Annotated in this window: 18 protein-coding genes; 4 read left to right on the top strand and 14 right to left on the bottom strand. The window is 71.4% G+C overall.

What is annotated here, in order from left to right:
* Positions 1-343: 343 nt before the first annotated feature.
* From WMF45_RS20955 to WMF45_RS20945, 3 genes are read right to left on the bottom strand one after another with little or no spacing between them, the layout of a single operon-like run.
* Positions 344-1,090, bottom strand: coding sequence for a TrmH family RNA methyltransferase (locus WMF45_RS20955; protein WP_437718647.1), 747 nt, complete (start codon positions 1,088-1,090; stop codon positions 344-346).
* The gene (gene pyrF / locus WMF45_RS20950; RefSeq protein WP_437718646.1) at positions 1,087-1,869 is read right to left on the bottom strand and encodes an orotidine-5'-phosphate decarboxylase; all 783 of its coding nucleotides are present in this window, start codon (positions 1,867-1,869) and stop codon (positions 1,087-1,089) included. The genes WMF45_RS20955 and pyrF overlap by 4 nt, the downstream gene beginning before the upstream one ends.
* Positions 1,870-1,888: 19 nt before the next feature.
* The gene (locus tag WMF45_RS20945) at positions 1,889-2,653 is read right to left on the bottom strand and encodes a hypothetical protein (RefSeq protein WP_437554078.1); all 765 of its coding nucleotides are present in this window, start codon (positions 2,651-2,653) and stop codon (positions 1,889-1,891) included.
* 521 nt (positions 2,654-3,174) lie between these two features.
* Between WMF45_RS20945 and WMF45_RS20940 the strand changes: the two genes are divergently transcribed.
* The gene (locus WMF45_RS20940) at positions 3,175-3,390 is read left to right on the top strand and encodes an acetyl-CoA carboxylase biotin carboxyl carrier protein subunit (protein ID WP_437718645.1); all 216 of its coding nucleotides are present in this window, start codon (positions 3,175-3,177) and stop codon (positions 3,388-3,390) included.
* Between the two features lie 121 nt (positions 3,391-3,511).
* Here WMF45_RS20940 and WMF45_RS20935 read toward each other — a convergent pair whose 3' ends face one another.
* Complete coding sequence (locus tag WMF45_RS20935; protein ID WP_437718644.1) at positions 3,512-4,534, bottom strand: MlaD family protein; 1,023 nt, start codon at positions 4,532-4,534, stop codon at positions 3,512-3,514.
* 200 nt (positions 4,535-4,734) lie between these two features.
* Here WMF45_RS20935 and WMF45_RS20930 point away from each other — a divergent pair, with 200 nt between their 5' ends.
* Positions 4,735-5,475, top strand: coding sequence for an ABC transporter ATP-binding protein (locus WMF45_RS20930; protein WP_272099386.1), 741 nt, complete (start codon positions 4,735-4,737; stop codon positions 5,473-5,475).
* A gap of 31 nt (positions 5,476-5,506) precedes the next feature.
* Here the strand turns inward: WMF45_RS20930 and WMF45_RS20925 are convergent, their stop codons facing one another.
* Positions 5,507-6,364 carry an MlaE family ABC transporter permease gene (locus tag WMF45_RS20925; RefSeq protein ID WP_437718643.1) on the bottom strand — a complete coding sequence of 286 codons (858 nt, stop codon included), beginning with the start codon at positions 6,362-6,364 and terminating at the stop codon, positions 5,507-5,509.
* 15 nt (positions 6,365-6,379) lie between these two features.
* Positions 6,380-7,270, bottom strand: a complete 891-nt coding sequence (locus WMF45_RS20920; RefSeq protein WP_437718642.1) for an MlaE family ABC transporter permease — start codon at positions 7,268-7,270, stop codon at positions 6,380-6,382.
* Between the two features lie 289 nt (positions 7,271-7,559).
* On the opposite strand from WMF45_RS20920, the gene WMF45_RS20915 reads away from it, so the two are divergent.
* Positions 7,560-8,498, top strand: a complete 939-nt coding sequence (locus WMF45_RS20915) for a DMT family transporter (protein ID WP_437718641.1) — start codon at positions 7,560-7,562, stop codon at positions 8,496-8,498.
* A 59-nt stretch (positions 8,499-8,557) separates the two neighbouring features.
* Here the strand turns inward: WMF45_RS20915 and WMF45_RS20910 are convergent, their stop codons facing one another.
* The 4 genes from WMF45_RS20910 to WMF45_RS20895 all read right to left on the bottom strand — a co-directional run bounded on the left by WMF45_RS20910 (position 8,558) and on the right by WMF45_RS20895 (position 12,769).
* Positions 8,558-10,303: a cation:proton antiporter gene (locus WMF45_RS20910; RefSeq protein ID WP_437718640.1), complete on the bottom strand. Its 1,746-nt coding sequence runs from the start codon at positions 10,301-10,303 to the stop codon at positions 8,558-8,560.
* A 115-nt stretch (positions 10,304-10,418) separates the two neighbouring features.
* Positions 10,419-11,093: a glutathione S-transferase family protein gene (locus tag WMF45_RS20905; protein ID WP_437718639.1), complete on the bottom strand. Its 675-nt coding sequence runs from the start codon at positions 11,091-11,093 to the stop codon at positions 10,419-10,421.
* Between the two features lie 57 nt (positions 11,094-11,150).
* A complete protein-coding gene (locus WMF45_RS20900; RefSeq protein WP_437718638.1) occupies positions 11,151-12,122 on the bottom strand; it encodes an NAD-dependent epimerase/dehydratase family protein in 972 nt (323 codons plus the stop codon).
* Positions 12,119-12,769, bottom strand: coding sequence for a class I SAM-dependent methyltransferase (locus WMF45_RS20895; protein WP_437718637.1), 651 nt, complete (start codon positions 12,767-12,769; stop codon positions 12,119-12,121). The genes WMF45_RS20900 and WMF45_RS20895 overlap by 4 nt, the downstream gene beginning before the upstream one ends.
* A 411-nt stretch (positions 12,770-13,180) precedes the next feature.
* Between WMF45_RS20895 and WMF45_RS20890 the strand changes: the two genes are divergently transcribed.
* Complete coding sequence (locus WMF45_RS20890) at positions 13,181-15,817, top strand: S8 family serine peptidase (RefSeq protein WP_437718636.1); 2,637 nt, start codon at positions 13,181-13,183, stop codon at positions 15,815-15,817.
* 9 nt (positions 15,818-15,826) lie between these two features.
* Here the strand turns inward: WMF45_RS20890 and WMF45_RS20885 are convergent, their stop codons facing one another.
* From WMF45_RS20885 to WMF45_RS20870, 4 genes are all read right to left on the bottom strand, one after another.
* Complete coding sequence (locus WMF45_RS20885) at positions 15,827-16,954, bottom strand: RtcB family protein (RefSeq protein ID WP_437718635.1); 1,128 nt, start codon at positions 16,952-16,954, stop codon at positions 15,827-15,829.
* Positions 16,951-17,274, bottom strand: coding sequence for a ribosome-binding factor A (locus WMF45_RS20880; RefSeq protein WP_437718634.1), 324 nt, complete (start codon positions 17,272-17,274; stop codon positions 16,951-16,953). The genes WMF45_RS20885 and WMF45_RS20880 overlap by 4 nt, the downstream gene beginning before the upstream one ends.
* Before the next feature lie 443 nt (positions 17,275-17,717).
* Positions 17,718-18,290 (bottom strand): hypothetical protein, encoded by a 573-nt coding sequence (locus tag WMF45_RS20875; RefSeq protein WP_437718633.1) that lies wholly within the window; start codon positions 18,288-18,290, stop codon positions 17,718-17,720.
* A gap of 212 nt (positions 18,291-18,502) precedes the next feature.
* A complete protein-coding gene (locus WMF45_RS20870) occupies positions 18,503-19,876 on the bottom strand; it encodes a 3-deoxy-7-phosphoheptulonate synthase class II (protein ID WP_437718632.1) in 1,374 nt (457 codons plus the stop codon).
* Positions 19,877-19,928 lie beyond the last annotated feature (52 nt).

Raw genomic sequence — 19,928 nt, 5'->3', positions numbered from 1 at the left:
GATTCTTTAGGTCGATCCATTGAATGGATCGAATCGGTCGTCTCGCTGTGAGCCTGTTCAGCGTTCGACAGGGTGCTCGATTCTGCTTCAGGTTTTGCTTGTATCTATTTGAATTTATTGTAAATTTTGTTGATGTAACAAGTCGACCTGCGGCGCTGCCCGGCGACCTCGCGGCGCGCGAATACGCCGGCTCCGGACGCATCGATCGAGGGCCGTCCAGGCCAGCTCTCGGATGAGCTCGCGCTCGACGCGCGGTGGTGCTGCCAGGCCACGTCGCGGCGCGCGAGCGTGCCGGTGACCGGACCTGGGCGGCGCGCCGCGAGAGGCCGAGCGCGCTGTCCGGCTACGCGTTCGATGCGCGGCGCTGCCGGACGACTTCGTAGAGCGCGATCGCCCCTGCGACCGAGGCGTTCAGCGAGGAGATGGGGCCGGTCATGGGGAGCCGGGCGACGTGCTGGCAGACGCGGCGGACCGAGCGGCGCGTGCCCTTGTCCTCGGCGCCGATGACGATCGCGACAGGGCCGGTCAGGGGCAGCTCGCCGAGCTCCACCGGACCCTGGGCGTCGAGCGCTATCGCGGCGACGCCTCGGGCGGCGAGCGCCTCGAGGGCGTCGGGCAACGAGGGGACGCGGCACAGCCTCGCGTGCTCGATCGCGCCCGCGGACGCCCGGAAGGTCGCCGGGGTGAGCGGCGCCGAGCTGTGCTCGGGCCACAGGATGGCCCGGGCGCCCAGGGCGACAGCGCTGCGGATCACCGCGCCGAAGTTCTGCGGGTCCATGACGCCGTCGAGCGCCATCGTGATCGTGCCGGCGCCGGGCTGGCCCTCCTCGACGACCGGGATCTCGTCGACACCGACGATCCGGAGCTCGGGCGCCGAGGCCACGGCCCCCTGATGGCGCCCGCCGGCGCTGCGGCGATCGAGCTCGTTGCGGGGCGCGCGCTCGGTCGGGATGCCCTGGCCCTCCGCGAGGCGCGCGAGCGCGTCGAGCTTCGGGCCGCCGTCGCGCTGGACGAGGACCCATCCGACGTGCGCGCCGTGCGCGCGGATCGCCTCACGAACCGGCTGGAGACCGTAAACGAGGCGGCTCACGGGCGCGGAGGATGGAGAGTGTGCGCGATCTCCTGGACGATCGAGCGCGCCGTGGCGAGCGGATCGGCCGCGTCGCGGATCGGCCGGCCGACCACGAGGAGATCTGCGCCGGCCGATATCGCGGCCGAGGGCGTGGCGATGCGCTTCTGATCATCGCCTTGTGCGCTGCCTTCGCCTGCACCGAGGCGGATGCCCGGCGTCACGATGAGCTCGCCCCGCCCGAGCGCCTCCCGCAGCGCGGGGACCTCGTGCGGCGAGGCGACGAACCCGTGGACGCCCGCGCCGCGCGCGAGCTGCGCCAGCCGGACCACGTGCTCGGACGCGCTCCCCTGCACGCCCTGCGCGGCGAGATCGCCGTCGTCGAGCGACGTGAGCACGGTGACGGCGAGCAGGATCATGTCCTGAGAGCGCGCCGCCTCGCTGGCCGCGCGCCTCAGCATCTCGACGCCGCCTGCCGCGTGCACCGTCAGGTACCGGACCCCGAGCGCGGCGGCGCCCGCCACCGCCCGCGCCACCGTCTCGGGGATGTCGTGCAGCTTCAGATCGAGGAAGACGTCGAGCCCGAGCGACTTGCCCATCTCGACCGCCCTCGGCCCCTCGCGGACGAACAGCTCCAGACCGACCTTGAGCACGCCGATCGAGGGGGCGATGCGGGTCGCCGCCGCCCTGGCCTCGTCGAGGTTCGCGTAGTCGAGCGGGAAGACGAGCCTGCGGCGCGCCTCGTCGAGCGAGCCGCTGCCGAGGCTCGTTCTCTGCCTGACGGAGCTGTGGTTAGCCATTCAGGGACCCCGTTCCGCGTCAGAGGCAGCTGCAGAGCGGATCGCCAGGGGCGCAGTTGCAGGGCGCCTTGGCGCCGCCGCCGCTCGCTGGCGCGCCGCCCGCGGCCGGGCGTCCGCCGCCGCCGCGGCGCAGCTGCTCCTGCTTCTGCTGCTCGGCCTCGAGCTGCTTCTGCAGGGCGAGGCGCGTCGCCTCGTCCTTGGCGGTCGCGAGCTGATCGCGCAGCCCGGCCATCTTGCCCTCGGACTCCTTGAACTGCGCCTCGAGGCGCTTGTTCGCCTCCTCGAGCTCGCGGGCCCTCGCGGCCTCGGCCTGGATGCGCGCCTCGTTCTTCTGCGCCGAGTCGACGGCGACGACCGTGACGATGCCGATCACCAGCACGCTCGCGATGGCGCCGCCGATGAGGAGCTTGCGCAGCTTCTTCTTCCCTTCGTCCTGCTGCAGCGCAGCGAGCGAGCGCTCGTGGTGCTGCTGCGCGGCCATCGCCTCGAGCCGCGCCTTCTGCTCGGCCTCGACGCGCGCCTTCTCGATCTCGGCCTGCCGGATCGCCTCGAGCCGCGCCGCCTCCTCGCGGGACCGGCGCTCCTCGTTGCGACGACGCTCCTCCTCGGTGCGGATGCGCTGCTCCTCGGCATCGCGCGCGGCGCGCTCCGCCTCGACGCGCGCCTTCTCGGCGGCGGCGGCGGCGGCGGCCTTCTGGGCCTCTTCGCTCTTGATGCGATCCTCCTCGAGGTTCATCAGCTCCTTGAGCGAGAACAGGACCGAGCTTTCCTTCTGTTCCGACATGACCTCGTGGCTCCTTCAATCGAGCGCGTGCGGTTTGGCTACCAAGGGGCGGTGCGGGGACCTGCAGGTCGCCCTCGGAGGGCCACCGAGCAGGACGATTCTGACCCGCAGAGCGGCTTTGACGCAATTATTCGCGAACGCCACGACCCTCGTGATGTCGAGGGGCCGCGGAGCCGCCAGCCAGAGTATCGCCGTGGTGCACCGCAGGTACCAGCGGAAATCGTTGCGCTCCGTCCCTTCCACCTCACCTCCACGTCTTCACCTCGGTCACCTCGGTCACCTCAGTCACCTCGGTCACCGCGGTCATCTCGGGTGCCCTCGGTTCTCTTCTCCTTGGTCCTCCTTGGTTCACCTCCGTTCCCCCCGGTTGTCAGCGCGCGCCTGCGCCGTCGCCGGACGAACTGGTCCGGTGCGGAGGGCGCCCAGGGCATGATGGAGAAGGGACCGCCCGAGGACGGGCACCCGTCGCTCACCACGGCCCCGTTGGATTCTCGGTGGCTCTCCGGTAGCGTCGGGCGCCCATGGCGAAGCTCATCAAGGCGCACATCACCGGTACGGTCTGGAAGATCGAGGTCAAGCTGGGCGACAGGGTCGAAGAGGGGACCGTCGTCGTCATCCTCGAGTCCATGAAGATGGAGATGCCCGTCGAGGCCGAGGAAGAGGGCACGGTCGAGGAGATCCTCATCACCGAGGGGGCCGCCGTCACGGAAGGCGCCCCGCTGGTCAAGCTGGCCTGAGCGGCCGTCAGCGCCGGCGGGGACCCGACGGCCCACGGACGTACATCGCGCTCACGCCCGGGTCATCCGCCCGGCGCGCGGGGCGCGGTCGCGCGCCCTCGCAGGACGCGCGCGGCGCCGATCACTCGCGCCAGAAGAACTTCCAGGGGTTGTGCTTGAGGTCTCGCGCGAGCTCCTGCAGGTCGTCGAACAGTTGCTCATCCATCACGAGCGCGCCGACGGTCCCCTTGCCGCGCTTCACGTGGGCGAGGACCGCCTGGGCGTCGGCGGTCGCGGCCCTCGCCCTGCCCGCGATCTCGGCGATGTCGTCGAGCGTCTTCCTGATCTTGACCTGCTCGGTCTCGCCGCCGACGGTCGTCGAGAGGCGGCGCGCGTTCGCCAGCGTCTCGCGCGCGTCCGCCATGAGCGGCGGCAGATCGCGCGCGGCCGTCCCGGTCAGCTGATCGGTGTTCGCGAGGATGCGGTCGATCTGCGGGTTGTTCACGTACCGCTGCCGGGCGTCTTTCACGAGATCGGTGCCGTCGACGCTCATCTGCTCGACGTTCTCGGCGATGCGATCGAGCCGATCCTGGTTTCGGTGCATGAAGTCGCCGGTGCCCTTCAGCGTCTTCCGGAGCCCGTCGAACGCCTCACCGACCTCTTCGCGGTGCTCGCGCATCGCCGAGACCGTCGCGTGCAGGAGCTCGTAGCCCTCGGCGAGCAGCATGTCGAGGCGCGGCGGATCGAGCCCCCGGACGACGGCGTTCGGCGGGATCACCGGCCGATCGGTCGAGCCCGGCTCGATGGCGAGGAACTGCTCGCCGAGCACGCCCTGCGTGGTGACGTAAAACGTGGCGTTGTCGTGGATGCTCTGCTGGTAGCGTTCCTCGAGGCGCAGCTGGATCCGCACGAGCGGCTCGCGCTTGCCGTCCTTGCCGAGCTTGCCGCCGCTGAACTGGATCTCGCTCAGCTTGCCGACCTCCACGCCGGCGATCTTCACCGGCGCCCCGGTCTGGAGGCCGCCCGGGTTGTCGAACTCGACGTAGATCGAGTACTTCGGCTGGAAGTTGACCCCGCCCATCACGAGGATGAACGTGGCGAGGAGCCCGAGCGCCGTCAGGATGAGGATCCCGACCTTGACCTCGATCGATCGCGGGCTTGCCATGAGTTCGTTATCTTCTCCGATCTGGCGGCGGCCGGGTGAGGGAAATAGGCCAGGATCCACCTGCCGCAGCGCGATATTAGAGCGGGCCGCGTGACGCTTCGCGCAGCCATTGCTTTGACGCAACCGCGCTTCTCGCTTCTTCTCTCGCTTCTCTCGCCTGTCTCGCTTCTCTCGAGTCTTCCCGGAATTGCCAGGTCCCGATGATTTCGTTCCGAAATGTCCGAAAATCCTTTGGCCCCAAAGATGTCCTCAAGGATGTCTCGTTCGACGTCGAGGACGGCGAGGTGTTCTTCATCATCGGGCAGTCGGGGGTCGGGAAGAGCGTGCTCATCAAGCACCTCGTGGGGCTGCTCTATCCGGACGGCGGGGAGATCTGGCTGGACGGAGAGGAAGTGAGCCGCTTCGACGAGGCCCGGATGTACCCGGTGAGGATGAAGTGCGCGATGGTGTTCCAGCACTCGACGCTGTTCGACTCGATGACGTGCGCCGAGAACGTCGCGCTCCCGCTCCGCAAGCACAAGGGGCTCAGGCCGAAGGAGGCGCTCGCGGAGGCGCGGCGGCGGCTCGAGCAGGTGCATATGCGCGAGTTCGGGGACCGCTTCCCGCCGGAGCTCGGCGACGGGATGCGCAAGCGCGTCGCCATCGCCCGCGCGCTCACGCTCGACCCGCGCTACGTGCTCTTCGACGAGCCGACCACGAGCCTCGATCCGGTGAGCGCGCGGCGCGTCGACAAGCTGATCCGCGAGCTCAGCGACACGCTCGGCGTGACGAGCATCGTCGTGAGCCACGACCTCGTGAGCATCTTCACGATCGCCGACCGCATCGTCATGCTCTATCAAGGTCTGGTGCGCCTGCTCGGAGATCGCGCGGCGTTCCAGGGCTCGCCGGATCCGGTCGTGCAGCAGTTCATCACCGGCAGCGCCGAGGGGCCGATCGAGTGAGGCGCGGGCGCGGCGCGGCGGCGCCGCTCGCCTAGCGGAAGATCATGAAAGCGGCCGCCGAGATCAGCATGTTGAGCACGATGACCGCGAGCGAGGAGTTCACGACCGCGCGCGTCGTCGCCCAGCCCACGCCCTCGCTGCCGCCGAAGGTCGACAGCCCGGAGTGGCCGGAGACCACCGGGATCGCGGCGCCGTAGGCCACGCACTTCGCGAGGCCGGTCGCGAGATCACCCGCGTCGACGAGGCTGACGTTCATGAACGTCTCGGGGCTGACATCGAACATGCTGTACGCGGTGACCATCCCGGTGGTGAAGGAGACCGCGGCGCTCCAGACGATGAGGCACGTGGTCATGAGGAGGCTCGCGATGAACCGCGGCTTGATGAGGTAGTCGATCGGATCGGCCGCGCACATGCGGAGCGCGTCGACCTGCTCGGTCACCACCATCGAGCCGATCTCGGCGGCGATGCCCGCGCCGACCCGCGTGGCGAGCATCAGCGCGGCGATCGACGCGGCGAGATCGCGGACGAGCAGCTCGAGGTACGTCGCGCCGAGCATGGTCAGATCCGGGATGACCCGCTTCGCCTGCTGGCCGGCCTGGAAGACCATGATCATCCCGATGAAGCCCATCACGACCGTCAGGAAGAACAGCGATTTGTTGCCGATCTCGTACATCTGCTGGAGCACCGCGCCCGGCTCGCGGCGCCCCTTCGCGCAGTAGTAAAGCGTCCTCACAAATACCGAGTAGAGCTCGCGCGCCGACTGGAAGAGGGACAGCGCGGCGGCGCCGATCGCGGCGACGCCGGACGCCTCCGGCGCGAGATCCCTGAGCTCGCTCGAGGGCGGGCCGGCGCTCGGGCGGTCGGAGGAGCTCTTGTCCGGGGAGGGCATGCGCGGCGCCGCCGATCAGTCGAGCGTGAAGGAGACGAAGTAGTCGAGGATGAAGATGCCGGCGGCCGAGGCGACGACGGTCGCGTTGACGGCGCGGCCGACGCCGGGCGCGCCGCCGGTCACGCCGAGGCCGTACTGGCAGCTCGAGAGCGCGAGCACGACGCCGAAGACGACGCTCTTGACGAGGCCGCTCATGACGTCGCCGATGTCGAGGAGCCCGCTCGTGAGGCCGTTGTAGAAGACGGCCGGGGCGACGCCGAGGAGGAGGTCGCCGGTCAGCGCGGCGCCGAGCAGGGCGAGCGCGTCGGCGAAGATCACCGAGAGGAGCAGCGTCAGCACCATCGCGAGGAAGCGCGGGGCGATGAGGAAGCTCACCGGGTCGATCGCGAGGACGCGGAGGGCGTCGATCTGCTCGGTGACGACCATGGTGCCGAGCTCGGCGGTGTTGTTGGCGCCGACGCGGCCGTTGATCATGAGCGCCGTGAGCAGCGGGGCGATCTCGCGGAGCGTGCCGAAGCCGGCGCCCCAGCCGAGCAGGCCGTGCGCGCCGAAGCGCTCGACCAGCGGCGCCGCCTGGATGACCATGATCGCGCCGGTGAAGAGGGCGGTCACGACGACGATGGGCATCGACTTGACGCCCATCCGGTAGAGGTTGCGCATGAACTCGGCGCCGTCGACGCGGAGCGTGGCCACGCGCGCCGCGATCTTGCCCGCGAGCACGGCCATGCCGCCCACCGTGGCGGCGATCTCGAGGAACGAGCCGCCGAGCTGTTGGACGCCGGAGGGCTCCTGCGCGATCGGCGCGCGCGGCCGCTTCACGGGGGGCGCGGGCGGCGCGCCGGACGAGGCGAGCGCGCCGCCGCCCTGAGCGCGCGCGGCGGTGCCTGGGCCAGCAGGAGACGTCATGGGAGACGGGAGCTTAGCCCAAGGCTCCCGGGGAGCGCGGCGCGATCTGGCGTCCCGGGAGGCCAGCGCCCGAGTGGTCGAGACCGCTACCCAAGCAGGAGATCGTCCTCTACGTGAAATGTGCCCGCCTCACCCCGAGGCAGCCTCGTGCGGTGGCAAACGCGCGCTCCGGCGCGCCATGCCGGCGCGCCTCCCGCGGAGGAGCGCGCCGGCCCGGAGGCGGGCTGTCGGCGACGATGTCCGATCCCCTGGTGGAGCGAGCCTGGTGAAGAGCAGAGAAGCAGATGGGATGTCCCCTCATGAGAGCGTGGGCGCGTTGACGGGCGAGATCCGGACTGGCCTCCTCGACGACGGCCGGACGTTCGCCGTCCTCTCGGCGGCGACGTTCGCGCTCAAGGCGATCTTCGTGAAGCTCGCCTACGCCGCGCACCCCGTCGACGCGGTGACGCTGCTCGCGCTGCGGATGGGCATCGCGCTGCCGTTCTTCCTGTGGCTCGCCCGGAGGGAGCGCGGCGCTGCCGAAGGGCCCCTGACGCCTCGCCTCTGGGGAGGTGTGCTGATCGTCGGGTTCATCGGATATTACCTCTCCAGCCTGTTCGACTTCATCGGGCTCACGTACATCAGCACCGGCCTCGAGCGGCTGATCCTGTTCGTGTATCCGACGCTCGTCCTCCTGATCGGCGCGGTGTGGCTGAAGCAGCCGGTGCACGGCAAGGCCTGGGGAGCGCTCGCCGTGTGTTATCTCGGGCTCGGGGCGGCCGTCTGGCACGATCTCGAGCAATCCGGGGACGTGCGGGCCGTCGCCATCGGCGGAGCGTGGGTGTTCGCGAGCTCGGTGACCTACGCGCTCTATTACCTCGGCGTGGGCAAGCTCGCCTCCAGGGTCGGCTCGACGCGCCTCGCCGCGTACTGCGGGGCGGCATCGTGCCTGATGGTGCTCGCGCACTACGCGGCGGCGGGGAGCCCGGTCAGGCTGGGCGAGCTCCCGGCGTCGGTATGGGGGTACGCGGCGGCGATGGCGACGATCAGCACGGTGCTGCCCATCGTGCTGCTCGCCGCCGCCATCCGGCGGCTCGGCGCGGGCCGCGCGGCGACGTTCTCGACGCTGGGCCCGGTGCTCACGATCGCTTTCTCGTGGGTCATCCTGGGCGAGCCGGCCACGTGGCAGCAGGTCGTCGGGCTCACGCTGGTCGTGGGCGGGGTGAGCTGGCTCGGCAAGTTGAAGTGAACCTGCGCCCCGCTCGGGAGCGCCGGGGCCACGGGGCGCGGCGCATGCCCGCCGCGAGGTCAGGCGTCGTGCGCGGCGGGGCGAGGCCCCGGTGAGCCGCTGCCGAAGAGCTCGCTCCGGACGCGATCGCGCTCGCGCTCGAGCTGCTCGGACGTCGCGCCCAGCCGCACGAGGAGGCGCTCGGTCATCGAGAAGGCGACCTCCGCCTCGCCGGTCACCACGACGTCCGCGCCCGCCTTCTTCAGCGCGGTCACCTCGCGCAGGTAGAAGGCGCGGGCGAGGACGAACAGCCGCGGGTTCACGCCCTTCGCCTGCTCGATCACCCCGTCCCCGGGCGCGCCGGCCGCCGTGAACAGCAGGCTGTCCGCCGTCCCGACCCCGGCCCGCTCGAGGATCTCCCGCTGCGTGGCGTCGCCGTAGATCGCGCGGATGCCCTGGTCCTGCAGCTGCTTCACCGTGTCGAGGTTCAGCTCGACGACGGTCGGCGCGATGCCGTTCTCACGGAGCAGCCGCGTCAGCGTCTTCCCGACAGGGCCGTAGCCCACCACGACGGTGCGGTGGGCGTGCTCGTCCAGCGAAGCGGCCTCGGCCTCCGCGAGGGCGGCGTCGCGCTGCTGGAAGAGCGCGGACGTCGACCGCGCGAGGCGATCGCGGAAGCCGAAGAGCACCGGGTTCAGCGTGATCGACACGATGGCGGCGACGACGAGCGTCTGCTCGGCCTCGACCGGCAGGACGCCGAGCTTCTTGCCGAGCGCCGCGAGGATGAACGAGAACTCCCCGATCTGCGCGAGCGAGAGGGCCACGGCGAAGGCGGTCTGGAGGGGGCGGCGGAGCAGCACCGTCACCGCGAGCGCCGCGAGCGGCTTGCCGATCAGCACGACCGCGAGCGTCCCCGCGGCCAGCTGCCAGCCCACGGCGAGCTGCGCCGGGTCGAGGTGCATCCCCACCGAGACGAAGAACAGCACGGCGAACGCGTCGCGCATCGGGAGCGCCTCCGACGCGGCGCGCGAGCTGAAGTCGGACTGGCCGACGACCAGGCCGCCGAGGAAGGCGCCGAGCGCCATCGACGATCCGAAGAGCATGGCGGAGCCCACGGCGACGCCGAGCGCGACGACGAGCACCGTCAGCGTGAAGAGCTCCCGCGAGCCGGTCTTCGCCACGTACCCCAGCAGCCCGGGGATGACGCGCTGTCCGACGATGAAGATGAACGCCACGAGCCCGGAGAGCTTCAGGACCGCGATCCCCACGGACACGGCGACGCCCGCCGCGCCCGCGCCCGCGGCTTCGCCCATCACGGCGGGGAGCAGCACGAGCACCAGCACGGTGAAGACGTCCTCGAGCACGAGCCAGCCGATGGCGAGGTGGCCAGCGGGGGTGTGCAGGACGTCGTTGTCGCTGAGGACCCGCGTGAGCACGACGGTGCTCGCCACCGAGATGGCGACGCCGAAGACGACCGCCGCGCCCCACGTCCAGCCCGCGGCGCGGCCGACCAGGGCGCCGAGCGCCGTGGCGACCGCGATCTGGATGAGGGCGCCGGGCACGGCGACCTTGCGCACGGCGAGGAGCTCGCGGACGTGGAACTGCAGGCCGACCCCGAACATCAGCAGGATGACCCCGATCTCCGCGAGCTGGTCCGCGAGCCGCTTGTCCGCCACGAACCCCGGGGTGAAGGGGCCGACGAGGATGCCGGCCAGCAGGTAGCCCACGATGGGGGACAGCCTTAGGCGCTGGGTGACGAAGCCGAGCGCCAGGGCTCCGGTGAGCCCGCCCGTGATCGTGAGGATAAGATCGAGTTCGTGCGGCATGTCCCCGTCCAGCGCTTTCCGTCGCCGGCCGCCGCCTCGCGGTGCGGCGCCGTCGATGATCCCGAGCGCGGCGTGGGCCGCGCTCGCCTCTACTTACGTGTTACTTGTTCACGTGTTACACGCCCACGACGCCGATGGCCTCGTACTCCTCGATGATGTGCGGCTCCTCCTTGGCCTTCGCGATCCACGCCTGCATCGCGGGCAGCCCGAGGATCGACGCCACGTAGCGCCGGGAGACCGCGTCGAGCTCGACGCCGTACGTGTCGAACCGCGTCGCGACCGGCGCGTACATGGCGTCCGCCACGCTGAAGCGCCCGAACAGGAACTCGCCTCCCTGGCCAAAGCGCGATCGGCAGTCGTTCCATATCGCCTGGACGCGCGCGATGTCCTGCGACGCCGCGTCGGTGAGCGCCACGCCCTGGATCTTCCGCCGCACGTTCATCGGCAGCGCGGTGCGGAGCGCGGTGAAGCTGCTCGCCATCTCGGCGCTCACGGATCGCGCGACGGCGCGCGCGTCGCGCGCCTCCGGCCAGAGCGTCGCCGCGGGGAAGAGCTCCGCCGCGTACTCGGCGATCGCGAGCGACTCCCAGATCGTGAGCGCCCCGTGCTGCAAGGCCGGCACCTTGCCCGACGGAGAGTAACGCTGGATCTCCAGGGTGCGCGTGCCGGGCCCCTGGAGAGGGATCACCACCTCTTCGAAATCGGCGCCAGCCTGCTTCAGGACGAGCCAGGCCCGGAGCGACCACGATGAATAGGTCCTGTTCCCGAGGTAGAGGGTGAGCTCAGACATGCGCGGACTCTACCACCGCGGCCGACCCGCGCGGCGGCGGCCGCGTCGACGGCGCGCTCACTGCGCTCGTCGCGCCAGCTCGCCCCCGAACACCTCGCTCGCCAGCGCCTCCACCGCGATCCGGACCGCCTCGTCGCTCGTGTGGCGCACCCGGAAGCCCAGCGCCGCCAGCTTGCCAGGATCCATCCGCGATCGCGGCACGTCGCCAGGCCAGCCGCGCTCGCCTCCCTGATACCGGATCACCGCGTCCGGATAGGGCGACGCCGCCACGCACAGCTCCGCGATGCGCGAGACGCTCGTCGCGTCCTCGGGCGCGAGGTTGTGGATGTTGAGCCGCTCCCTGGCCTGGTCGAAGCCGAACAGGATCCCCTCCGCGCAGTCCCGGACATCGAGGTACGGCTTCGACTGGCGCCCGTCGCCGAGCACCTCGAGCTCCGTCCGCCGCTCGCGCAGCTTCTTCAGGAAATCGAGCGCCGCGCCGTGCGTCCCGCGCGGCCCGACGACGTTGCCGAAGCGGTAGATCCACGCCGTGAGGCCGAAGCACTCGACGTAGGCGCTGATGAGCGCCTCGCCCGCGAGCTTGCTCGCGCCGTAGAGCGAGATGGGCAGGGCGCCGAGATCGCCCTCCGCGCACCGACGCGCGGTGTCGCCGTAGACCGTCCCGGAGGACGAGAAGATCAGCTGTCTGACGGCCGTCCGTCGCATCGCCTCGAGCACGTTGTACGTCGCGATGGTGCCCTGATCGAGGTCGAGCCGCGTCCGCTCGAGCCCCCAGCGCGCCTCGGGGTTCGCCGCGAGGTGGACGACGAGGTCGTGGCCCGCCATGGCCTCGGTGAGCCGCTCCAGGTCGAGGGCGTCGGCCTCGACGAGCGTCGCGCGCCCGGAGGCGAGGTGCGACGCCACGAACGCGCGGCGCCCGACAGAGAGGTTATCGTAGATCGTCACGGGGCCGCGCTCGACCAGGCGATCGGTAAGGTGGCTCCCGATGAACCCTGCGCCGCCGACGACGAACGACCTGAGCTCCGTCATCGCGCGCCTCGCGTGATTCCCGCGCTTCCCGCGGCCAGGCGCTCGATCCGCGCCGCGAACTGGAGGCGATCCTGGGTCACGAGGCGGAACGGCAGATCGTGGATCCGGAGCGGCCACTCGAGGCGGGTGATGCGGCCGCCCGCGCCGCGCACGAGCGCGACGAGCTCGCCCGGCGTGAAGTACGTGCCCCGGACCTCGACGCCCGGCGCGGCGTTGCCGGCGAGATCCATCCAGAGCAGCACGCGCTCCGAGCCCGGGCCGAACCGGAAGTGATCCTTGAGCGCGACGACGCGCGACGCGACCCGGAGCGCCTCGGCGAGCAGCGCGCCGGGGCGCGCAGCGTGGTGCAGCACGTCGGAGAGGAGCACCGCCTCGAACGCCGCGTCAGGGAAGGGGAGGCGCTCGCCGTCATAGCCGATGACCGGCAGCGCCGCCCCGGGACGTGTCTTCACGTCCACGCCGACGACGCGGAGCGCCCCGACCAGGCGCGCGACCTCCAGCGCGACCGTGCCGTCGCCCGCGCCCACGTCGAGCAGCGACGCCGCGGGGCCCACCTGCGCGGCGAGCGCCCGCGCGACGCGGCCCACGCGCGGCACGTGGACCAGGCGATGGTGCAAGGAGAACAAGGCGCGCTCGAGGACCGTCATCGTGCATCCGAGCCCCGGCGCCGCCCGCGCCGGAGAGCCGCGCCACGCTAGTCGAGCGCTCGAGGACCGGCAACGTCCGGGGCCGTACCCGCGCCGCCGGAGGCCGATGCGGCGTCCCGAGCGCGACGAGCTCGTACGTCGCGGCATGGCAGGACAGCGACGACATCGCGAGATAACGACCTCTCGAGGGCGCCCTGGGCTCCGTGGCCGCCGCGCCGCCGCGCCGCCGCGCCGCCGCGCGTGGCAGGGCCGCACAGCGCAACTCTCGTTATGCCCGACCCGAAAGGGCGGCTGGTCTGAAACAACCACTCTTCCATGGTCTGCGACAATGACGATCCGTGGCGCGCGCCGCCCTCCGTTCTCGCACCGCTCACGCTTGACCGATTCGCGTCATCGAACATAGCTGAATCGATGATCGGAGCGCGCGGGAAGGGGCGTGTGAGGTGCGGTGGTTGTCGGCTCGTTCTGGCATCTCTCTGGTTCGCCATTTCAGGGTGCAGCGGAGAGACTGGAGACAAGGAGGCGGGCCAGGACACTGTCCCTCCGGACGACTCGGAGCCAGGCGAAGCGACGTTCGCGCCGGAGGAGGCCACGGAGCTCTGGTTCGTGGAGTTCGAGCGAGCACCGGCCGCGAGGGGCATCGGGGGCGCCCGCGTCAAGGGCCTTATCGAGGAGGAGCAGGAGCTCTTCCGGCGAGCTGCCGCGGCGCGCGGGCTCCGGTACAAACAACGATTCTCGTTCGAGGAGCTCTGGAACGGCCTCTCCGTCCGGGTCGCAGCGGAGAGCTCGGCTGCGCTCGTGGACATGCCCGGGGTCAAGGCCGTCTATCCCGTGGTGCCGGTGGAGCTCGACACCACGCGCGCCGCGCCGACGGTCGACCCGGACCTCGCCGTCGCAGGCGAGATGTCGGGCGCCGACGTCGTGCGCCGAGAGCTCGGCGTGACCGGCGAGGACATCCGCGTCGGCGTGATCGACAGCGGCATCGACTACCATCACCCCGATCTCGGAGGCTGCTTCGGCCCGGGCTGCCGCGTGGCGTTTGGCTACGATTTCGTCGGCGACGATTTCGTCGCCGGTGACGCGACCAAGCCGCCCGTGCCCGACGGAGAGCCGGACGATTGCCTGGGTCATGGCACGCACGTCGCGGGCATCATCGGGGCGAACGGGGTCGTGCAGGGCGTGGCCCCGGACGTGACCTTCGGCGCTTACCGCGTGTTCGGCTGCCGCGGCGGCTCGCGCGCCGACATCATCCTCAAGGCGATGGAGCGGGCTGCCAGCGACGGCATGCACGTCATCAACATCAGCATCGGAACGCCGTTCCAGTGGCCTGACTACCCGACGGCGACGGCGGCGAGCGCGCTCGTCGAGCGCGGTGTCGTGGTCGTCGCGTCGATCGGCAACAGCGGTGAGAAGGGGCTCTGGGCCGCGGGCGCGCCCGGCGTGGGTGAGGCGGTCATCGGCACTGCCTCCGTCGACAGCACGCGCGTCACCACCCTGTCGTTCACCGTCGCGCCGGGCAACGCCGTGATCGGCTACACCCGCGGCGCCGGGAGCCCGCCCGCGCCGCTCTCGGGGAGCGCCGCCCTCGCGCGCACGGGGACGACCACCAGCGCCGGCGACGCGTGCGCCGAGCTCCCCGCCGGCAGCCTGGCGCGCCAGATCGCGCTCGTCCGGCGCGGCGGCTGCTCGTTCCACCAGAAGGCCGCGCACGCGCAGGCCGCGGGCGCCGTCGCCGTCCTGTTCTACAACGACCGGTCCGGGGCGATGAGCCCGTCCGTGGAGGGCGACGTTCCGATCACCATCCCGGTCGTGGGGATCGCGCAGGCCGACGGCGAGCTCCTCAACGCGCGCCTCGACGCGGGGCCCGTGACCCACAGCTGGACCCACCGGGCCGTGGCCGCGCGGAACAGCACCGCGGGCCTCGTCTCCCGCTTCAGCTCGCACGGCCTGAGCGCGGCGCTGTCCTTCAAGCCGGATCTCGCCGCGCCCGGCGGCACGATCTACTCGACGGTGCCTGTCGAGCAAGGTTCGTACGACACGCTCAGCGGGACGTCGATGGCGGCGCCGCACGTGGCCGGGGCCGTCGCGCTCCTGCTCGCCGCGCGCCCGGAGCTGTCCGCGGCGCGCGTGCGCGACGTCCTCCAGAACACCGCGGTCCCCGCGCCGTGGAGCGGCGATCTGGGCGCCGGCGTGCCGGAGAGCGCGCACCGGCAGGGCGCAGGGGTGATCCGCGTCGACCGGGCGATCCGCGCGACCACCGTGATCAGCCCCGGAAAGCTCTCGCTGGGAGAGAGCGAGGCCGGCCCCGCCGCGCGCACGCTGACGCTCGAGAACTCGAGCGGACACGACGTCACCTACGACCTGTCGCACGCGCCCGCGGCGTGCGCGACCGGGGGCGACCACTGGGCGCCGGCGAGCGCCACGACCGGCGCCGCGCGCGTCGATTTCAGCGCCCCGAGCGTGACGGTGCCCGCCGCGGGGAGCGCGACCGTCTCCGTCACCGTCACGGCGAGCGACGCGCTCGCGGAAGGCGGCCTGTTCGGCGGCTACCTCGTGTTCACGCCGCGGGGCGGCGCGGCCGACGGCCTGCTGCGGGTGCCGTATGCGGGCTTCAAGGGCGATTACCAGAGCCTGCCCCTCCTCAAGCCGTCGGGTTTCGGGGCTCCGTGGCTCGGCAAGCTGAGCGGGACGCGCCTGACCCAGCAGCCGCGCGGCGCGGTCTACACGCTGGCGTCGGACGACACGCCGTATGTGGTCGTCCACCTCGATCACGGCGCGGAGATCCTGACGCTGGACATCGTCGACGCCGCCACGGCGAAGCCGTGGGGGCGCGCGCTGATGCTGTCCCACGTCGGTCAGAGCGCGTCCGCGACGGCGGTCACGCGGTATGGATGGAAGGGCACGACGAAGCTCGACGGGAGGCTCACCGTCGTCCCGGACGGGGATTACCTGATCAAGCTCCGCGCGCTCCGGGCGCTCGGCGATCCGGACAACGAGGCGCACTGGGAGACGTGGACGTCGCCCGTCGTCACCCTCGACCGGCCGTGACGGGTCCGCTCATGGCGCCTTGTAGACGAGCACCGGCCAGAGCCGGCGGACGACGCGCACGAGGTCGCGTTGCGCCCGCATGACCGCGCCGATGTCCTTGTAGGCCGAGGGCGCCTCCTCGCGCAGCCGGTCCGCGATGCGGTGATCGAACCACACGCCCTCGGCCTCGCGCAGCAGCTGCCGCGCGCCGATGCGGCGGCGCGCCTCGCCCCGCGGCAGCGCGCGCCCGGCGCCGTGCGCTGACGAGCCGAGCGCCTCGGGGTGGCCGCGCCCCTCGACGTGGAAGCTCGGGCTCCCCATCGACCCGGGCACGACGCCGGGCTCCCCGTCGGCGAGCCCCATGGCGCCCTTGCGGTGCACCCACAGCGCGCGTCCGCCGTGCTCCTCGCGCCGGACGTGGTTGTGATCGATCTCGACGCGCGACGACGCGTCGGCGTCGACGCCGAACAGCTCGGCGAAGAGCGAAAGGGCCTCGCTGACCATCCGCGCGCGGCTCGCCCGCGCGTACCTCGCCGCCCAGGCTGCGTCATCGAGGTACGCGCGCCCGGCCTCGCTGTCGGCGTCGAGGAAGCGGACGCCCGACGGATCCCGCGCCGCGAGCGCCTCGTGGTGCTGCCGGATCGCCGGGCCCATGGCGCGCGAGCCGCTGTGGAGGAGCAGCCACAGCGCGCCCTCCTCGTCGCGCTGCACCTCCAGGAAATGGTTGCCCCGGCCGAGCGTACCCAGCTCCATCCGGCCCTCGCGGTGCTTCATCGCCTCGAGGCGAGGCGCGCCGAGCCGCGCCTCGGCGAGATCGCCGGGCAGCGGCGGGGCGCCGGTGGCCGGGCGCAGCAGGTGCGGAACGCGGCGGCACAGCCCGGAGAGGAGCTGCGCCGCGCGATCGCGATCCGCGAGCAGATCGGCGTCCGCGCGGAGCCGCAGCGCGACCATGCCGCAGCCGATGTCGCCGCCGACCGCCGCCGGCAAGAGGCGACGTGTCGTGGCGGTCACCGTGCCGACGCACACGTCGTCGGCCACGTGCGCATCGGGCATGACCGCGATGTGCGCGACGTCGTCGGTGCGCGCGAGCCGCGAGAGCGACGCGCCGAGCGCCGCGCTCGCGCCGTCCGGGAGCCACGCGGAGATGCGCGCGCTCACGGCTCTCCCTCCGGCGGCAGCACCTGAAACGCGAGCGTCGGCGCGCGTTTGCGGGTGATCGCCCCCGCGACCTCCGCGCGCACGTAGCCCGCCACCTTCTCCAGCCGCGTCGCCGCCACCTCCGGCGGCGTGCCAGGCCTGACCTGCACGAGCACCGCGAGCCGGCTGGCGTCGGGCGCCGGCTCCACACCCATCACCCAGACGTCCTGGAGGACGTCGTCGCGGAGCGCGGCGAGCGCGTCGCTCACCGCCTCCTGCACCTGACGGCAGAGCTGGCGCTCCTTGCGCTGCGCGCTCCGCGCCGCCGTCCCACCGAACAACGAACCTGCATCCACGACGGAGCGCGCGCGTTCGCGGCTCCGCGATCGATCTTTGCCCATGCCATGCTCCCGAGGGCGCGGCGACGCACCTACGCGTCGGCCGCGCAGTTCCAGCGACACGCGAGATGAGCTCGGGGATGTGAGCCTCGTCCTGGTCGGCGCGCTCAGCGGCGCGTCAGGCCGAGGCTCGTCGATGCAATGGGGTGCATGGCGGGCCTCCTTCGCCGCGCAGGGTGCACGAGCGAGGGCCGCGGCGCAAGGCGCGCCCCGGCAGCGCTCCCGGCGGCGCGAGCCGCGCGCGCCTGCTCGTGGCCGGCGCGCGGCCGGGGGCCCGCGCCCGGCACGCCGAGGGGACTACGTGGCCTGAACGATGTAGCCCCCCGCCATCTTGATGTGCCCGGGGCAATCGAACGCCTTGAACTGACGGATCGCCAGTGATCGCGCTAGATGGCCTGCTGGCGATGATGATGCGCCGGCGCCGCGCACTGGTACTTGGCGACCCTGGCGACGACGCGGAGCATCCGGCGCATGACGAGCCTCCCGAGCGGCGCCGTCAGCGCGTCCAGGAGGAACAGCCGCCGCCTCGTCCGCGTGTCGGTCGCGCGGATGCGCGTCTCGTACGCGAGCAGCGTCCGGCGGTGTCCGTAGGGCATCACGACGAAGCTCGCCGCCGCCTTGAAGTGACCGGCGCAGTCGAACGACTTGAACTCGGCGGCGGTCCGCCTCGTGAACAGGCTCTCCACGTTGAACAGGCGCGCGATCGAGCCGATGACGATCTCGGATCCCTCCTTTTCGGCAAGCCTCGACTGGCCGTAATCCTCGATGTTCTGGAGCGACATCCGCACGCGCGCCGGGAGCGGCGCGAGGCGGAGCCTGCGCCGGGCGCGCCGCACGGCGGCCAGGCGGAGCGCGAAGACCGCGCGCAGCAAGAGAGAGCGGCTCCTCGCGAAATCCACCCTCTTCAGCGTGGCGTACGTCACCTCCGGTGGCGCCATCACCACGATCGCGTGGTTCATGACGATATCGGCCTCAGGCAGCAAATGTTCGAGCAGCGTAGGGCCGGCGCCGGAGCGCTGCGGACACTCGTGCGAGGCATCCGTCGCGGCTTGCTCTCCGCCCTGTCGGCTCTCACCCTGTTCCGTCGAGATGGTCTGCATGGCGAATACCCCCTGCGGGTGTTCATTGGGCAGCCTCGACGGAACGCCAGCAGGAGACTCCTGCCCTCGACTCAGCCCTTCGCGCGCCGGGAGGCCTCCGCCATGCGGTGGGCGATGCGGAACGCCATCTCGAGCGACTGGCGGTAGTTCAGCCTCGGATCGCACAGGCTGGCGTAGCGCTGGTCGAGATCGGACTCCGTGAGCCCCGCCCCGACGCACTCGGTGACATCGTCGCCCGTGAGCTCGAAGTGGACCCCGCCGAGGTGGGATCCCATGGATTCGTGCACCTCGAAGCTCGCCTCGATCTCGGTGAGGATATCCTCGAAATTCCGTGTCTTGATCCCGCTGGACGTCGTCTGGGTATTGCCGTGCATCGGGTCGGACATCCAGAGCACCTTGCGCCCCGCGGACCGCACCGCCTCGATGAGCGGCGGGAGCCCGTCGCGCACGCGGCCCGCGCCCATGCGCACGATGAGCACGATCTTGCCCGGCTCGTCCGCCGGGTTGAGCCGGTCGAGGAGGCGGATCACGTCGTCGCGGAGCGTCTTCGGGCCGAGCTTGATGCCCAGCGGGTTCTCCACGCCGCTGAAGAACTCGACGTGCGCGCCGTCCGGCTGCCGCGTGCGCTCGCCGATCCAGGGCAGGTGGGTCGTCAGGTCGTAGAAGCCAGGCCGGCGCGCGACCTTCCGCGTCTGCGCGGACTCGTAGTGCAGGTTGAGCCCTTCATGGCTCGTGAAGAACTCGACCCGCGAGAGCTCCCCGACCGGCACCTCCGCGAGCGCCTCCATGAACCGAAGGGCCTCCCCGACCTGCTCCGTCATCCGCTGGTATCGCTCGCGCAGCTCCCCGGGCAGATCCGCCCGCTCGAGGAAGCTCAGGTCCCAGTACTCCGGGTGATGCAGATCGGCGAAGCCGCCCTCCGACAGGGAACGGATGAAATTCAGGGTGATCGCCGCGTGCTGGTATCCCGCGATCATCAGGTTTGGTTCGGGGCGCCGGGCGGTGGCGTCGAAGGGAGCGCGATTGATGAGATCCCCGAAATAGCTGGGCAAGCTCACGCCATCGCGCGTCTCGACGGGGCTGGAGCGCGGCTTGGCGTACTGCCCGGCAAAGCGCCCGAGGCGCACCACCGGCCGGCGGGCGCCGTGCACCAGCACGAGCGACATCTGGAGCAGGATCTTGAGCTTGTTCGTGACGATGTTCGGGCGGCAGTCGTCGAGCGTCTCCGCGCAGTCTCCCCCCTGGAGCACGAACCGGCGGCCGAGCTGCGCTTCGGCCAGATAGCCTTTGAGTCGCTCGACCTCCCACGAGGTCACGAGCGGCGGTAGCGCCCGGAGCTTCTCGACGGCCGCCTGGACGGCGTCGGGATCGTCATAGGGGAGCGGCGCAGCGTTGAACCGTTCACGCCATGAATCCGGCGACCAGGGTTGAGCAGGAACGTACATGAGTTGAGCCCTATTATGGCAAGGCTCCCACCTGCGCAACCCTCGGTCAACG

The organism is Sorangium sp. So ce448, from assembly GCF_051520915.1.
GTDB classification, from domain to species: domain Bacteria; phylum Myxococcota_A; class Polyangia; order Polyangiales; family Polyangiaceae; genus Sorangium; species Sorangium cellulosum_B.
This window is presented reverse-complemented; position numbering and strand designations above follow the sequence as displayed.

What these genes read in the sequence shown, in the direction of transcription:
- WMF45_RS20935 (WP_437718644.1), bottom strand. Translation starts at nt 4,534, where the DNA reads ATGGCAAGCCCGCGATCGATCGAGGTCAAGGTCGGGATCCTCATCCTG.
- WMF45_RS20920 (WP_437718642.1), bottom strand. Translation starts at nt 7,270, where the DNA reads ATGACGTCTCCTGCTGGCCCAGGCACCGCCGCGCGCGCTCAGGGCGGC.
- WMF45_RS20945 (WP_437554078.1), bottom strand. Translation starts at nt 2,653, where the DNA reads ATGTCGGAACAGAAGGAAAGCTCGGTCCTGTTCTCGCTCAAGGAGCTG.
- WMF45_RS20930 (WP_272099386.1), top strand. Translation starts at nt 4,735, where the DNA reads ATGATTTCGTTCCGAAATGTCCGAAAATCCTTTGGCCCCAAAGATGTC.
- WMF45_RS20905 (WP_437718639.1), bottom strand. Translation starts at nt 11,093, where the DNA reads ATGTCTGAGCTCACCCTCTACCTCGGGAACAGGACCTATTCATCGTGG.
- WMF45_RS20875 (WP_437718633.1), bottom strand. Translation starts at nt 18,290, where the DNA reads ATGAACCACGCGATCGTGGTGATGGCGCCACCGGAGGTGACGTACGCC.
- WMF45_RS20870 (WP_437718632.1), bottom strand. Translation starts at nt 19,876, where the DNA reads ATGTACGTTCCTGCTCAACCCTGGTCGCCGGATTCATGGCGTGAACGG.
- WMF45_RS20900 (WP_437718638.1), bottom strand. Translation starts at nt 12,122, where the DNA reads ATGACGGAGCTCAGGTCGTTCGTCGTCGGCGGCGCAGGGTTCATCGGG.
- WMF45_RS20910 (WP_437718640.1), bottom strand. Translation starts at nt 10,303, where the DNA reads ATGCCGCACGAACTCGATCTTATCCTCACGATCACGGGCGGGCTCACC.
- WMF45_RS20890 (WP_437718636.1), top strand. Translation starts at nt 13,181, where the DNA reads ATGATCGGAGCGCGCGGGAAGGGGCGTGTGAGGTGCGGTGGTTGTCGG.
- WMF45_RS20940 (WP_437718645.1), top strand. Translation starts at nt 3,175, where the DNA reads ATGGCGAAGCTCATCAAGGCGCACATCACCGGTACGGTCTGGAAGATC.
- WMF45_RS20895 (WP_437718637.1), bottom strand. Translation starts at nt 12,769, where the DNA reads ATGACGGTCCTCGAGCGCGCCTTGTTCTCCTTGCACCATCGCCTGGTC.
- WMF45_RS20915 (WP_437718641.1), top strand. Translation starts at nt 7,560, where the DNA reads ATGTCCCCTCATGAGAGCGTGGGCGCGTTGACGGGCGAGATCCGGACT.
- WMF45_RS20925 (WP_437718643.1), bottom strand. Translation starts at nt 6,364, where the DNA reads ATGCCCTCCCCGGACAAGAGCTCCTCCGACCGCCCGAGCGCCGGCCCG.
- pyrF (WP_437718646.1), bottom strand. Translation starts at nt 1,869, where the DNA reads ATGGCTAACCACAGCTCCGTCAGGCAGAGAACGAGCCTCGGCAGCGGC.